Below are 14,201 nucleotides of genomic sequence, written 5' to 3'. Positions count from 1 at the left end.
CCCCACACCAGACGGTCCCCGTACGGCTATCCTGCGGAACCGTACCGCGACGGGGAGGACTGTAGGTCGAGAATGCCATCAACACCGACTACTAAGTCTCAAGTTCAGGCCTATCAGTTCGTTCTGCGACGGATGCAATCCGCGCTGGTCCGTCGCGACGCCGTCATGCTCCACGACCCGATGCGCACGCACACGCGGGCCACCATCGTGGGTGTCGTGCTGGCCGCGCTGGGCGTCCTGGTCTTCGTCATCTGGGGCCTGTTGAGCCCGAAGCCGTCCGTGCCGGAGGCGGGCAACATCGTCATCGGCGAGCAGTCCGGAACGGTGTACGTCGTGGCCGGGAACCCGAAGAAACTGATTCCGACCTTCAATCTCGCCTCCGCGCGGCTGCTGATCATCGCGCAGTCGAAACAAGGCGCGCAGCAGGGGGGGACCAAACCTTCCGGTCCGACGCAGGCATCCGAAGTGAAGAACCCCACAGTCGTCTCGGACGAACAGCTGAAGAACATTCCCCGCGGTCAGCTCATGGGCATTCCGAACGGTCCGCAACTGATGCCGACGGAAAGCCAGCGCGTCTCCGCGGACTGGGGCGTGTGCGATGAGGTCATGTACGACCCGACGGTGCCCCAGCCGGATCTGTCGAAGACGGAGACGACCGTCTACGCGGGGGTGAAACAGCTCGGGAACCGCGAACTCGGCCAGAACGAGGCCTTGCTGGCCAAGGGCGCCAACGGCAGGGAGTACCTGATCTACCGGCAGAGGCCGGACCCCAACCTCCGGAACGCGAACGCGGTCAAGGCCGAGATCAAAGCGGACGCGAGCGCCGTCCGTTCCGCGTTGAAGCTGTCCGGCCAGCCCCGAGGTATCTCCCAGGGTCTGCTCGACGCGATTCCCGAGGTGCCGGAGCTGAAGCTCCCGTCCGTCCCCGGTGACGGCGAGACGCCGAACTTCGAAATCGAAGGCATGAAGGTCGGCGACGTCTTCTCCACCGAGCAGGCCGAAGGGCGGAAGGACTTCTACCTCATCACGAAGGAAGGGATCCAGCCCATTTCGCCGGCCGTCGCGGACATCGTGCAGACCGGGAAGAACGACGGCAGCACTTCGGTCATGTCCGTGCCGCTGGGCAAGATCCGCAACCTCACGCGTGTCTCCCAGGTCGTCGAACTCGACGCCTACCCCCAGACAGTGCCGACGGTGCTCAACGCGACTCAGGGTTCGCGGGTCTCGTGCCTGAGCTGGTCCATCGCGGGCGACGGTGCCGGCCGGGACGGGCACACGGCGGTGTTCGTCGACGACAAGCTGCCGAAGGGCAGGAGCGCCGACGGATCCGCGCCCGGCGTCAAGATCGGCACCCCCGGTCCGGTGGGCGCGCCGATCAACAGCTTCTTCATGGAGCCCGGTTTCGCGGCCGTCGTCCAGTCGGCGACCGGCAAGGAGACCTTCGACAAAGGACCGATCCAGCTGATCTCCGATCGCGGGATCCGTTACGGCGTCCCCGACGCGGTGACGGCGGATTCGATCGGGCTTAACAAGCGGGTGCCCGCGCCAGAGTCGATCATCAGGATCCTGCCCACCGGCGCTTCGCTGAACACGCAGGACGTGCTCCGGACGTTCGACACCGTGCCGATCGACGACCGGGCCGGTTCGGTCGCGACGCAGCCGCAGCAGGCTCCGGCGGGTAACTGATCGCGGGAACCCCTCGGACGGCGCGAGCGTCTCAACGCCCAAGCGGTACCGGGTGAGTGGAGGGTGCAGTGGCCGGCCTGAAGATCGACGGCGTTGTCGTCGGTGACTACGCGAAGCGGGTGGACGCGGCCGCCGGAGAGCTCGAACTGGCGGCCGCGGAGGTGACCGGCGAAGGTGTCACCGTCGAGTCCCACGGAACGCTGGGGGAGGAACTGGGCCTCGGCGCGTCTTACGGGCGTGCGGCGGAGGCCATCCGACGTCAGCTGGTGGAAGGCGCGGCCGCGCTCAGGTCGGCGTCCGACGCCCTGCACACGGTGACCGCGCGGCATGCCGGGCACGACGACGAGGCCGCGCAGATGATCAAGCGCGCCGTGGAGCTCTGAACCGCATGATCGCCGAGTCGGAGAACCCGACGGATTCCCTCCCGCACCCGATGGCGGCCGCCCGTTCGGCCGCCGCTCCCGCCGCTCCCGTGGCGCCCCAGAGCGCGTTTAGCCCGCTAAACGCGACGGGCTCGGGTGGGGAGGGGCTGGTCGAGGCCGCGGGCCCGCATCTCGCCTTCGTTTCGGAACTGTCCGGACATCTGGGGCTGATCGATCCGGTCGAGGCCTACCTGATCCCGCTGGCGGGGCGCTGGGAGGACTTGAAGGACGAGGCGGACCGGCTCCGGAAAGCGGCGAAGGCCGCGGGCACCGTTTCGAAAGAGCTGGCCGAGGACCTCGGGCGCCTCGACGCCGGGTGGGCAGGCAAGGACGCTGACGCGTTCGTCACGTACATCGTGGACATCAACGCCGCGGGCTCCGACGTCGAAGACGCCCTCGCCACCTTGGCGGGTTCGCTCGACGAGCTGGTGCTGTCGATCCGTCGCATCCTGACCGACCTCGTCGAGATTCTGGTCGACACGGCGGAACTGACCTCCGAGACCGCGATGCTGCCGGTCGGTGGCGTCCGGCGCGCGCGAACCCAGTTGGAGGAGGCGCAGGAGTCGGCCAAAGCGCTTTTCGAAGCCGCTCGCGACGTCCTTGAGGGCTTCGTGCGGTTTTGTGACGGCGTCGACGATCCTGACGCCGGTTCGCGGAGCATCGAGATCGCCCACCGGTACCCGCAGGACGAGTTCAAACTTCACGACGAATCCGAAGCACCGGGTGCGCCGGTGCCGGAGAAGGCCGCCGCTGAGGTGGATTCCAATGCCACGTCCGACGAACAGTCGACGTCGCCGTCCTCGGCCGACGGCCGGAAGACCGGGTCGCAGGAACCTCTGATCGAGCAAGGGCAGGCGCCGATCCCGGAGGTCGCGCCCGTTCAGGCAGCTCCGGCTCATGGGCAGGGCGTCGCCGGGGCGGGATCGGCGATGATGCCGATGGGGATGGCGCCCATGATGGGCGGCATGGGCGGGGGAGGCCAGACGGCTCACCAGTCGAAGACGCGGCCCGCTTCGAAACCGTCCGATGTGGTCGGCGAGCCCGGCCAGGTCGTCCCGCCCGTGATCGGCGAGGACGACGCCCCGGCGAAGCCCGCTCCGAAGCCGAAACCCGCCAAGTAGGCGCCCCCGCGGGCGAGCGACTTTAGCGGGCTAATCGCGATCTGGGCGCTCGGAGGTGAGTCCGGCTCGGATCGCGATTAGCCCGCTAAAGTCGACGCCTACGGGGTTTTGCGGACGGGGGTGGTGGCCGGCCGGTTGCGGCGGACCGAGTGGACCACGAACAGCGTGACGAGCAGCGCCACCAGGCCCCCGCCGGTTCCGGCGAGCGCGACGATCATCGGGGCGGGATCACGGTCGTTCGCGGGCGGCAGATTCGCGGGCAGCGGGACCGGCTTGGCCTTGTCCGCCTCCGACGGCACGATCGCCGTCAGCGCCGCGATCGGATCGACGACACCGAAGCCGACGAAGTTGTCCCGCCCACCCGGCGCCGCGGGGTGCTGCGCCGTCGCCTTGATCCGGTTCATCACGTCACGAGCCGTCAACAGCGGGAACTTCGCCCGCACGAGAGCGGCCAGTCCGGCGACGTACGGCGCGGCGAAACTGGTCCCCTGGATGGCACCGGGCTTCCCGTTGCCCTCGATCGTCAGGTTGGCCAGGCTGCTCGACCCCTCCGCCGGGTCCAGCGAGATGATCTTGGTGCCTGGAGCGGCCACACTGACCCACGGCCCGTTGACACTGAAATCCGCGACACCGCCGGTGTCGTCGATCGCCGCGACCGACAGGACGTCTTCGGAGAACCAGGGCGGCGTGACGATTGTCTTGGGAGTCTTGGGGTCCGGCTGGTCGTTCTGCGGGCATTTCTCGCCGACGTTGCCCGCCGCCGCGACGACGACGACGTTGTTCTCAACGGCGTAGTTCACCGCAGCCTGGAGCGGCAGCTCATTCGGGGTGATGTTCCCAGTGGCCGGGCGACAGTTGTCGACCGACATGTTGATCACCTTGGCGCCCTTGTCGACCGCCCGGACGACGGCCTGCGCGAGCGTCTTGAGGTTTCCGGCCGTCTTGCCCTGCTCCTGTTGCCGTCCGTCCTTGTCCTGACCCGGCGCGGTGCCGCCGACGGCACCGTTTCCCTGCGAGGACGGCGGAAGCTGCGATCCCGAATTCTTCGACGAAGATGGCGGAGCGCTGTTGGACGACGACGGTGGCGGTGGCGGCGGCTCGGCCTTCTTCTCCGCTTCCTCGTAGTTCTGGCTCGACTGACGGATCGACAGGATCGTGGCGTCCGGCGCGACCCCTCGGAAGCCGATGCTCGCGTCGGGCGGGTTGGCGGCGATGATCCCCGCCACCTCGGTGCCGTGGCCGTCGCAGTCTTCGAGCCCCGGCGCCTTGCCGCCACCAGGAGGCGCGACGTAGTCACCACCCGATTCGACCCGATTTCCGAAGTACGGGTGCGCGGTGACGCCGGTGTCGATCACGGCGACCTTGACGCCTCCGCCGACCGACTGGGTGGCGCCGCGCATCAGCTGATGCACCTTTTCGATCTGCAGGTACTCCTGGCCCCACGGGCGGTTCTTGATGTCGACCTGGTCGCCGCCGAGTTTGCTGCGCTGCACGCACTCGGTCTTCTTCTCGTAGGTCTTGTCCGGCTTGCCGTCGTCCGCCGGCTTCTTGGACGTGTCCACCGGCGGCGGGGTCGCGTAGTAGCCGCCGGCGTCCGGCGCGACGCTGCTTTGCTGCGCCCAGGCGGGAAGTGCCACCGAGGCCGGAGAGAGAACACCGATACCGGCTGCCAGCAGCACCGTTCCGGTACGCCCGGCGAGGCCGAGGTGGCGGACGCGCGTCCCCCTGGACTTCCGCGCTACGGCCATCAGAACATCATCCGATCGGGTCGTCACTTGAAGTTGAGGTGGCGCAGCGTCGTGTAGAGATCCATGACGCCGAGCGCCAGCGGGAGCACCGTCGCGATGAAGACGGCCTCGAAGATCTCCACGGTCCGCCGCAGCGGCGGCGAGAAGCGCTTGTTCGGGAAGATCACGCCGACCACGAGCGCGCCGGCACCGATCAGCAGCAGCACGCCGAACACGAACAGGATTCGGTTGAACGGGCTTGCCGACCACATCCAGCCGAGCAGGATGCCCGCCCCGGACACCATGCCGGTGGTGAGGAGGGCGATGGCCTGCGCGCCGTTCGCGTACGCCCGCGCCCTCAGGAGCAGGACCAGCGTGGCGATGACGCCGAGGATCGGGCCGAAGATCGACGGGGACGTCGAGGCGATGATCGCGAACAGCGCCGTGGCCGCGCCGCAGCCGGTCAGCAGGCCGGTCATGTACTCGTGGGCGACCGCGGTGCGGCGTTCGATGGCGCGGTAGTCCGGGAAGCCCGAGTCTTCCTTGAGTTCTTCGGCGCTACCGGGAACGTGCGGCGTCGGGAGAGCGGCGAGCTTGATCGTCGCGCGCGGCAGCAGCGAGATGCACGCCAGCGAGAACGCGGTGGCGCCGGCCGCGATGCCGGGGATCGGGGTGTCGATGAGCGTCGCCGCCAGGAACGTCAGCGCCGAGATCGTGGCCGTCGTCGCGGCCGCGATGAACGTGGTGATCCCGTGGCCGATGACGAGGATGCAGACCGCCGCCACGATGATCACGAGAGTGCTCGCGAGCAGCAGGTTCGCCCACAAGGACAGCCCCGGCACGATGTAGAAGCCGCTGACGAAGGCCAGCGGAAGACCGCCTGCCGCGGCGATCAGCACGCCGGTCGCCTCGGCCTGGTAGGCCTTGGCCAGTGTCGCGCCGATCGCGACGCACGCGATCGCGCCGACCCCGCCCGCGATCGCGGCGGCGAGGGCGTTGCCGCCGTAGAACGACCCGCTGGTGAAGAGCGCGAGGGCCGCGAAGAACAGCGCCAGCCCGCCCGCGATGTGCCCGAAGCGGCGCGCCGTCTCCTTGGTCCACGGACGGAAGCTGTCCGGGGACGACTCGGCGATCGCGTCGACGACGTCGTCGTACAGCGGAGGCGGCGGGTTCTCGTTGCGCTTGCGCAGCTGCAGCAGTTCGCCGTCGACGACGCCGAGGGACGCGAGGGTCCGGCTCGGGTCGAGCGGCGCGTCGCCCAGCTTCGCCAGTGCCCAGCCGCCGTGGCGGGCGCCGCCGTCCGGCGTCGCCTCCTTCGCCATCTCCAACAGCATGGGCAGCAGGTCCGCCACCGCGACGTCAGCCGGCAAAGCCACGTCGATCCGGGTGCGTGGCGCGACCACCGTCACCCTGCTGAATACCGTCGTGCCCGTTGCCACTGCCGTCCCCCTGCCCTGAGAGTCTGCTCCCGGGGGAACCTATACCGAACCCGGGTGCCCACATCATCGACTGTCGGAAAAAGACCGGCAAAAGTAAGGGAAGCCCCTCGGGCCGCCTGCCGGCGCGTCGACTTTAGCGGGCTAATCGCGACGCTCAGGGCCCCTGGCGACCGGGAGCCCTCACGACCGCCGGATCGCGATTAGCCCGCTAAAGGCGACGTCGCCCGGCCGGAGGCCCAGCGGGTTCGTTGGGGACTGTCGGTCCCGAGCCCTACACTCCCCGACATGCGTATGGCCCCGGCCGGGGCCGTTCTCGGCGTTGTCCGGATTTCGCCGACCACGTTCGATAGGTTGTCTCGCGCACCAGTACGCGCACCAACGGTGGCCGCCATCGTCGAGTTTGAAGAGGGGTCCTTCGATGAGCACGCTGCAGTTCAAGAAGTCACCGCGCCTGGCGGCGCCCCGGCCGCCGGGCGGCGAGGTGCATCTCGAACCGCCGCCTGAGGTGCCGCGCACCATCCCGGGCAACATCGTCATGAAGCTGCTTCCCGCGGTGATGATCGTCGCCTCCATCGGGATGATGGTCTTCATGTTCACCACGGGTGGACGCAACCCCATGATGATGATGATGGGCGGCATGATGGTGCTCAGCACCGTCGGCATGATGGCAGGCGGCGCGGGCAAGGGCGGTGGCGCCAAAAAGGCCGAGATGGACGAGGACCGCAAGGACTACCTGCGCTACCTCGGCCAGATGCGCGACAGGGCCCGCGAGGCCATGGTCGACCAGCGCGCCGCGCTCGAGTGGGTCCACCCCGACCCGCAGACGATGTGGTCGCTGGCCGCGAGCCGCCGCATGTGGGAACGCCGCCAGAACGACCAGGACTTCCTCCACCTCCGTGTCGGCCGCAGCTCGCACCGCCTCGCGACGCGGCTGGTGCCGCCGCAGACCGGCCCGGTCGACGAACTGGAGCCGATCGCCACGCTCGCCCTGCGCCGGTTCGTCCGCGCGCACTCGATCGTCCCGGACCTGCCGACCCAGATCACCCTCCGCGGGTTCGCCGCGGTCAGCATGCAGGGAGACCGCGGCCTCACCCGCGGTCTCACCCGGGCGATGCTGGCCCAGCTGGTCACCTTCCACAGCCCCGACGACGTCCTCATCGCGGTCGCGACGGCGGGCCGCGCCAAGGAGGAGTGGGAGTGGGCGAAGTGGCTGCCGCACGCCCAGCACCCGGCGCTCGCCGACGGTATCGGCCAGCTGCGGATGATGGCGGGTTCGCTCGCGCAGATCGAGCAGTGGCTCGACGAGGAACTCCGTGACCGTCAGCGGTTCTCCCGCAACGCGACGCCCGCCCCGGACCAGCCGCACGTCGTCATCATCGTCGACGACGCCGAGGTCACCCGCGAGGAGCAGATCATCCTCGAAGAGGGTCTGGTCGGCGTCACCCTGATCGATCTTTCCGACTCCATCGGCAACCTCGCGGCGCGCCGCGGTCTGCGGCTGGTCGTCGAAGAAGACCGGCTCGGCGCGCGCAGCGCCGGCGGCGTCGAATGGTTCGGCCGGCCGGACACGCTCAGCGTGGTCGAGGCCGAAGCCCTCGCGAGGCTCCTCGCCCCGTACCGCGTCGGCACCGCCGCGCAGGACGCCGCCGAGGAAGAGCCGCTGCTGTCCAACCCCGGTCTGCTCGAACTGCTGGGCATCCCCGGCGACCCGATGACCTTCGACGTCCAGCAGTCCTGGCGGCCGCGCCCGGTGCGAGACCGCTACCGCGTCCCCTTCGGCGTCGGCGAGTACGGCCAGCCGGTCGAGCTGGACATCAAGGAAGCCGCGATGGAGGGCATGGGCCCGCACGGCCTGTGCATCGGGGCGACCGGTTCCGGTAAGTCGGAGTTCCTCCGCACCCTGGTGCTGGGCATGCTCGCCACGCACTCCTCGAGCACGCTGAACTTCGTCCTCGTCGACTTCAAGGGTGGCGCGACCTTCCTCGGTCTGGACGCGGCGCCGCACGTCTCCGCGGTCATCACCAACCTCGCGGACGAGGTCACGCTGGTCGACCGGATGAAGGACGCCCTGGCGGGCGAGATGAACAGGCGCCAGGAAGCGCTGAAGAACGGCGGTAACTTCAAGAACGTCTGGGAGTACGAGAAGGCCCGTGAGAACGGCGCCGACCTCGACCCGCTGCCCGCGCTCTTCATCGTCTGTGACGAGTTCTCCGAGCTGCTGGCCGCGAAGCCGGACTTCATCGACCTCTTCGTCGCCATCGGCCGTCTGGGCCGGTCGCTGCAGATGCACATGCTCCTGGCGTCGCAGCGGTTGGAAGAGGGCAAGCTGCGCGGTCTCGACTCGCACCTTTCCTACCGCATCGGTCTGAAGACCTTCTCCGCCGCGGAATCCCGTGCCGCGATCGGCGTGCCGGACGCGTTCGAGCTGCCGTCCGTCCCCGGTGGCGGTTACCTCAAGTACGACACCTCGACACTGGTCCGCTTCAAGGCCTCGTACGTCTCGGGCCCGTACCGGCCCGCGGGGATCAAGGCGGCCGGCCCGGTCGCGACGGTGGTTCGCGCGGACAAGCGCCCGCAGCTGTTCGTCCCGGACTTCGTCGAACTGCCGAAGGAGCCGGAGCCGCAGCAGTTCGAGGCCGCGCCGGTGGAAGAGGCCAAGCAGGAGGAGGCCGTCGAGCCCAGTGAGCTCGACGTGATCGTGTCCCGGCTGATCGGCCAGGGCCCGCCCGCGCACGAGGTCTGGCTGCCGCCGCTCAAGGAGCCGAACTCGCTCGACACCCTGCTGCCGAACCTGAACCCCACCGACGACCGCGGTCTTTCCCCGGTCGGGTTCTTCGGCAACGGACGGCTGCAGGTGCCGATGGGCATCGTCGACCGCCCGTACGAGCAGCGCCGTGACCTGCTGTGGGCCGACTTCTCCGGTGGCGCCGGGCACGGTGTGATCGTCGGCGGTCCGCAGTCGGGCAAGTCGACCATGCTCCGGACGCTGATCATGTCGATGGCGTTGACCCACACCCCCGAGGAGGCGCAGTTCTACGCGCTCGACCTCGGTGGCGGTACGTTGGCCGGTCTCCAGGGCCTGCCGCACGTCGGTGGTGTCGCCGTCGCCCGGCGCGAGCCGGACAAGGCCCGCCGGATCGTGGCCGAGCTGACCACCCTGCTCACCGAGCGGGAAGGCCGGTTCGGTGCCTTGGGCATCGACTCGATGAACGAGTTCCGCAACCGCAAGCGGCGCGGCGAGATCAAGCCCGAGGACGACGCCTTCGGTGACGCCTTCCTGATCGTCGACAACTGGAAGGCGCTGCGGGACGACTTCGACGAGCTGGAGACCTCGATCACCAAGCTCGCCACCCAGGGTCTTTCCTACGGTGTGCACGTCATCATCGCGGCGAACCGGTGGGCGGACATCCGCCCGGCGATCAAGGACATGATCGGCACCCGGTTCGAGCTGCGCCTCGGTGACCCGAGCGAGTCGGACATCGATCGCCGGGTCGCGGTGAACGTCCCGGCTGGCCGTCCCGGCCGCGGTCTCACCAGGGACAAGCTGCACCTGCTGACCGGTCTTCCGCGCATCGACGGTTCGAGCAACGCGGACGACGTCGCCGCCGGTGTCGCCGACGCGGTGGCGAAGATCAAGGCCGCGTGGAAGGGCCGCCCGGCGCCGCAGGTCCGCCTGCTGCCGGAGATGGTCACCTACGACGAGGTCCTCGGCATCGACACCAAGCGCAACACGAAGCTGGTGCCGATCGGCGTCAACGAGGAAGACCTCCAGCCGATCTACCTCGACTTCGCCGCCGATTCGCACTTCTACGCGTTCGCGGACGGCGAGTCGGGCAAGACGAACCTGCTGCGCCAGATCACCCGAGGCATCACGGAGCGGTACACGACGCAGGAAGCGGTCATCATCCTCGTCGACTACCGGCGCACGATGCTCGGTTTCGTCGGCGGGGACCAGCTGCTCGGCTACGCGGTGTCCGCCGCGCAGCTCGACAGCATGGTCAAGGACGTCCACGGGTCGATGACCCGGCGGCTCCCCGGTCCGGACGTCACGCAGGAGCAGCTCAAGACCCGGTCCTGGTGGACCGGTCCGGAACTGTTCATCATCGTCGACGACTACGACCTGGTCGCCACGCAGACGAGCAACCCGCTCAAACCGCTCGCCGAGTTCCTCGCGCAGGCGAAGGACGTCGGTCTGCACGTCATCGTCGTGCGCCGCAGTGGTGGCGCGAGCCGGGCGATGTTCGACCCGATCCTCGGCAAGCTCAGGGAGATCGCGGCGCCCGGTATGGTCATGAACGGCTCGCGTGACGAAGGCAACCTCGTCGCGAACGTGAAGCCGAGCCAGATGCCGCCGGGCCGAGGCAACCTCGTGACCCGGAAGCAGGGCAAGCAGCTCATGCAGGTCTCGTGGATCCAGCCGGACTGACCTCCCGCGGAACCAGGTGAGGTCCCGGCTGGGCGAGGGGTGACGACGACGATCTGCGGGAGTGGCCAGTGACTGTGCGGGTAGCGGTGGACTTCGGGACATCGAGCACCTGCGTAGTCGCCTCGATCAACGGCCGCGAGCCGCAGGTCGTCGTGGTGGACGGGCAGCCCTTGATGTCGTCGGCGGTCTACGCCGCGCCGGACGGGACGCTGTTCGTCGGCCAGGAGGCGGAACGGCAGGCGGCGGTGGATCCGTCGCGCTACGAGCCGAATCCGAAGCGCCGGATCGACGAAGGCGACCTGCTGCTCGGCGACAACGTCCTCCGCGTGACCGAGGTCGTCCACGCCGTGCTGAAACGCGCGGTGACCGAGGCTCGCCGGCTCGCCGGTGACTCCGAGGTCGAGTTGCTCGTCCTGACCCACCCCGCCGATTGGGGCGCGACCCGGACCCGTCTGCTCCGGCAGGCGGCGGGCGGGCTCGCGCGTCAGGTCGCGCTCGTGCCGGAGCCGGTCGCCGCGGCGGTCTATCACGCGGCGACGTTCGCTCCGGCCGACCTCAATTCCGAGCGCACCGTCGAGTTCAGCGGCCGCCCCGGCGATGCGCTGGCGGTCCTCGACCTCGGCGGTGGCACCGTCGACGTCTCCGTGGTCCAGCGCATGCCCGGCAGTCCGGCGGATCGCAGTTCGCCCGCTAAACGCGCCGGGTTCCAGGTGCTGGCCACCCGGGGGGATCCGAGTTTCGGGGGAGCGGACGTCGATCAGGCGCTCTTGGAGCACGTGGGGTCGCTGGTGTCCTCCGTGGATCCGCCGGAATGGCGGAAGCTCGTCGAAGGCCGCGAACTCACAGACCGGCGGCGGCGCCGTGTACTGCGGCAGGACGTGCGCGGCGCGAAGGAGACGTTGTCCCGGCACGCGTACACCGACGTTCCGATGCCGCCGCCGTTCGCCGACGCCCATGTGACCCGGGAGGACCTCGAGCGGCTCATCGCGGGCCCGCTCGGGCGCGCGGTCGAACTGACCGTGGCCGCGATCGGTGATTCCGGGCTGCGGCCGAAGCAGCTGACGGCGATCTTCCTCGTGGGCGGGTCGAGCCGGATCCCGATGGTGTCCCGGCTGGTGCACGAGCGGACCGGTGTCGTACCCACCACGCTGGACCAGCCGGAGACCGTGGTCGCCCGCGGCGCCCTGCGCGCGGTGCTGATCGACCCGGACCGGACGGGATCGCTCGCGGGCTCCGCCGTCTCGCGTGTCGGCGGTGCCCCCGTGCCGGCCCCCGCCGACCGGCGCCCCGAACCCCCGCGCCCCCACTTCCCGCCCGGCCCCCGCCAGCCCGCCCCGCCTCCGCAGAGCGCGTTTAGCCCGCTAAAGGCGACGCGGCAGGGGCCGCCGTCGCCTCCGATGGGACACCAGGGGATAGCGGCCCCGCCGCCGTGGCGGCCGGGTGAGTCCTCCCGCGAGACCAAACCCGCCGAGCGCGGCGAGAAGAACAAGAAGACGCCCTGGATCATCGCCGCGGCCGTGGTGGCCGTGGCGGCGGTCGTCGGTGGCATCCTCTTCGCCGTCAACAGCGGGGAGGCCGAGCCGGAGGGCCGGACGCTCGCGCAATACGACTATCGCTTCATCGCGCCGCTGGACTGGACACAGACCGACGACCGCGTCGCCGAGCGCCAGGTGGTGATCCACCCCAGCGATTCCCTCACCGGCGACGACCTGGTGGTCGCCCACGAGTACGTGATGGCCTACGACGCGACGGCCGACAGACAGAAACTCGTCGACGAACTCAGTGCCGGGGCACGGTTGAAACCGGATAAGTACAGTGGCTTCAACGGTTCCGCGAACTACGCCGGCCGGACCGTCATCTACTACCGCGAGACCAAACCGAGTGCGCGCGTCGACTGGTACGTCGTCGCGCAGGGAAGGACACGCGTCCACATCGGTTGCCAATACGGCACCGGCTCACCGCTCGAACAACGCGTGAGCGCGGCCTGCGAGCAGGTCGTCAAAACGATGGTGGTCGTCAACTGAAGGGGGAGGCAGAAGGGAGGGGGAGAAGACCCATGCCACCCGAACCCGAGACCGCCGCCGAACACTTCGCCCGCACAGGGCGTGACGCGGTCACCTATGCCCGGCAGGTCGCCCGCACGGCCAAGGCGCGGTACGAACGCCGCCGGGGCGAAAACGCCGAACTGGCGAAGCAATTCGGCAAGGGACGGCTCGCGGGCGGCGAGACCGCGCCGACCCCCGCCGCCGTGCGGAACGCCGCGAAACGGTTCCGCACGGGCGCCGGTCTTCCGGTTCCCGCTTTGCCCTCAGCGGCAGACTTGGTTCCCCTTCGGCCAGAACCGGCGCCCAGAAGGCCACGTGTGGGTGACGACGATGAGGACTTTTCGCAGTCGCGAATCATGAGCCGAGGCGATTGACCGGCCACTGTGCGTTTGCTAAATCGCGTGGTGAAAGCCCTTTTCCGCACGCGATTCGCGGCGTGCTGCCCGGGTTCGGCCGTTCGGTTCCCACCGCGAGCGTTAACGCAAGCAACTACTTGAAACCAACGAGCGACAAGAGGGAACCAGACGTGGCAGTGTCTCCGTCGTAGGTCCGTACCAAACGAACTTCACCGAGTACGGATTAACCACGAACGAAGGGGGTACCTCCCATGGCTGGCGGATTTACCGGGACAGTTGAGCAGTTCACCGAGGCCGAGAAGCGTGTGACCGAGGTCCGCGTCTCGATGGACCAGAACCTGAGCAAGCTTCGCGACAACATCGAGGCCACCCGCGCGGGCTGGACCGGCGACGCGGCGCTCGCGTTCAACAACGTCATGACCCGCTTCGACGGTGCGGGCCGTAAGCTCAACCAGTCCCTCCAGAACATCGGTGACCTGCTCGAGCAGGCCGGTTCGAAGTACAACGCGACCGAGCAGCAGCAGCAGGAGCTCATCAAGTCGGTCAACCAGGGCTTCGGCGTCCTCGGCTGATTCGGCTTCACCGCACCAAAATCAAGACTTTCTTATTTCTGACTGGAGGAACTTATGGGCGAGATGAAGGTCGATTACGCCACGATCCACGCGGCGGCCGACGACTGCAAGAGCACCGGTGGCGAGCTGGAGTCCCTCTTCGGGCAGCTGAAGAGCGACCTGTCGCCGCTGGTCAACACCTGGGACGGTGACGCGAAGGTCGCGTACATGGCCGCTCAGCAGGAGTGGGACAACAGCTTCGAGGAGCTCAAGCAGCTGCTCGCGCAGGTCGCCGGCGTGCTGCCGCAGCTGGCCGACGGCTACCAGGCCACGGAACAGGGCGTCACCGGCCTGTTCTGAGTCTTCCGGCTCCGAACGAACAACGGCGGGCAGGCATCTTCGGATGCCGAGCCCGCCGTTTCGTTTAT

The 14,201-nt window shown here is 68.8% G+C and carries 10 protein-coding genes; 8 read left to right on the top strand and 2 right to left on the bottom strand.

Going from position 1 to position 14,201, the window contains the following annotated elements; genetic code table 11:
• The first annotated feature begins 72 nt into the window (after positions 1–72).
• The 3 genes from eccB (at position 73) to ACZ6DT_RS27585 (ending at position 3,229) form a co-directional block, all read left to right on the top strand.
• A complete protein-coding gene (gene eccB, locus ACZ6DT_RS27595) occupies positions 73–1,686 on the top strand; it encodes a type VII secretion protein EccB (RefSeq protein WP_465600439.1) in 1,614 nt (537 codons plus the stop codon).
• A gap of 68 nt (positions 1,687–1,754) precedes the next feature.
• Entirely contained in the window at positions 1,755–2,069 is a 315-nt protein-coding gene (locus tag ACZ6DT_RS27590; RefSeq protein WP_465600437.1) for a hypothetical protein, read from the top strand.
• Positions 2,070–2,074: 5 nt separating this feature from the next.
• Positions 2,075–3,229, top strand: coding sequence for a WXG100 family type VII secretion target (locus ACZ6DT_RS27585; RefSeq protein ID WP_465600434.1), 1,155 nt, complete (start codon positions 2,075–2,077; stop codon positions 3,227–3,229).
• 98 nt (positions 3,230–3,327) lie between these two features.
• On the opposite strand, the gene ACZ6DT_RS27580 is transcribed toward ACZ6DT_RS27585, so the two are convergent.
• Positions 3,328–4,977 carry a S8 family serine peptidase gene (locus tag ACZ6DT_RS27580; RefSeq protein WP_465600431.1) on the bottom strand — a complete coding sequence of 550 codons (1,650 nt, stop codon included), beginning with the start codon at positions 4,975–4,977 and terminating at the stop codon, positions 3,328–3,330.
• A 23-nt stretch (positions 4,978–5,000) separates the two neighbouring features.
• The gene (gene eccD / locus ACZ6DT_RS27575; protein WP_465600581.1) at positions 5,001–6,365 is read right to left on the bottom strand and encodes a type VII secretion integral membrane protein EccD; all 1,365 of its coding nucleotides are present in this window, start codon (positions 6,363–6,365) and stop codon (positions 5,001–5,003) included.
• A gap of 448 nt (positions 6,366–6,813) precedes the next feature.
• Here eccD and eccCa point away from each other — a divergent pair, with 448 nt between their 5' ends.
• From eccCa to ACZ6DT_RS27550, 5 genes are all read left to right on the top strand, one after another.
• Complete coding sequence (eccCa, locus tag ACZ6DT_RS27570) at positions 6,814–10,821, top strand: type VII secretion protein EccCa (RefSeq protein ID WP_465600428.1); 4,008 nt, start codon at positions 6,814–6,816, stop codon at positions 10,819–10,821.
• A gap of 68 nt (positions 10,822–10,889) precedes the next feature.
• The gene (locus ACZ6DT_RS27565) at positions 10,890–12,845 is read left to right on the top strand and encodes a type VII secretion-associated protein (RefSeq protein ID WP_465600425.1); all 1,956 of its coding nucleotides are present in this window, start codon (positions 10,890–10,892) and stop codon (positions 12,843–12,845) included.
• 32 nt (positions 12,846–12,877) lie between these two features.
• Positions 12,878–13,240 (top strand): hypothetical protein, encoded by a 363-nt coding sequence (locus ACZ6DT_RS27560; protein ID WP_465600423.1) that lies wholly within the window; start codon positions 12,878–12,880, stop codon positions 13,238–13,240.
• A 233-nt stretch (positions 13,241–13,473) separates the two neighbouring features.
• Positions 13,474–13,794 carry a WXG100 family type VII secretion target gene (locus ACZ6DT_RS27555; protein WP_125790059.1) on the top strand — a complete coding sequence of 107 codons (321 nt, stop codon included), beginning with the start codon at positions 13,474–13,476 and terminating at the stop codon, positions 13,792–13,794.
• A gap of 54 nt (positions 13,795–13,848) precedes the next feature.
• The gene (locus ACZ6DT_RS27550) at positions 13,849–14,133 is read left to right on the top strand and encodes a WXG100 family type VII secretion target (protein WP_396556799.1); all 285 of its coding nucleotides are present in this window, start codon (positions 13,849–13,851) and stop codon (positions 14,131–14,133) included.
• Positions 14,134–14,201: the final 68 nt, after the last annotated feature.

Source organism: Amycolatopsis sp. NPDC041971 (genome assembly GCF_055588925.1).
Note: the sequence above shows the minus strand (reverse complement) of the source record. Positions and strands in the feature narration are given on the sequence as shown.

What these genes read in the sequence shown, in the direction of transcription:
- ACZ6DT_RS27560 (WP_465600423.1), top strand. Translation starts at nt 12,878, where the DNA reads ATGCCACCCGAACCCGAGACCGCCGCCGAACACTTCGCCCGCACAGGG.
- ACZ6DT_RS27580 (WP_465600431.1), bottom strand. Translation starts at nt 4,977, where the DNA reads ATGGCCGTAGCGCGGAAGTCCAGGGGGACGCGCGTCCGCCACCTCGGC.
- ACZ6DT_RS27555 (WP_125790059.1), top strand. Translation starts at nt 13,474, where the DNA reads ATGGCTGGCGGATTTACCGGGACAGTTGAGCAGTTCACCGAGGCCGAG.
- eccB (WP_465600439.1), top strand. Translation starts at nt 73, where the DNA reads ATGCCATCAACACCGACTACTAAGTCTCAAGTTCAGGCCTATCAGTTC.
- eccCa (WP_465600428.1), top strand. Translation starts at nt 6,814, where the DNA reads ATGAGCACGCTGCAGTTCAAGAAGTCACCGCGCCTGGCGGCGCCCCGG.
- ACZ6DT_RS27550 (WP_396556799.1), top strand. Translation starts at nt 13,849, where the DNA reads ATGGGCGAGATGAAGGTCGATTACGCCACGATCCACGCGGCGGCCGAC.
- ACZ6DT_RS27585 (WP_465600434.1), top strand. Translation starts at nt 2,075, where the DNA reads ATGATCGCCGAGTCGGAGAACCCGACGGATTCCCTCCCGCACCCGATG.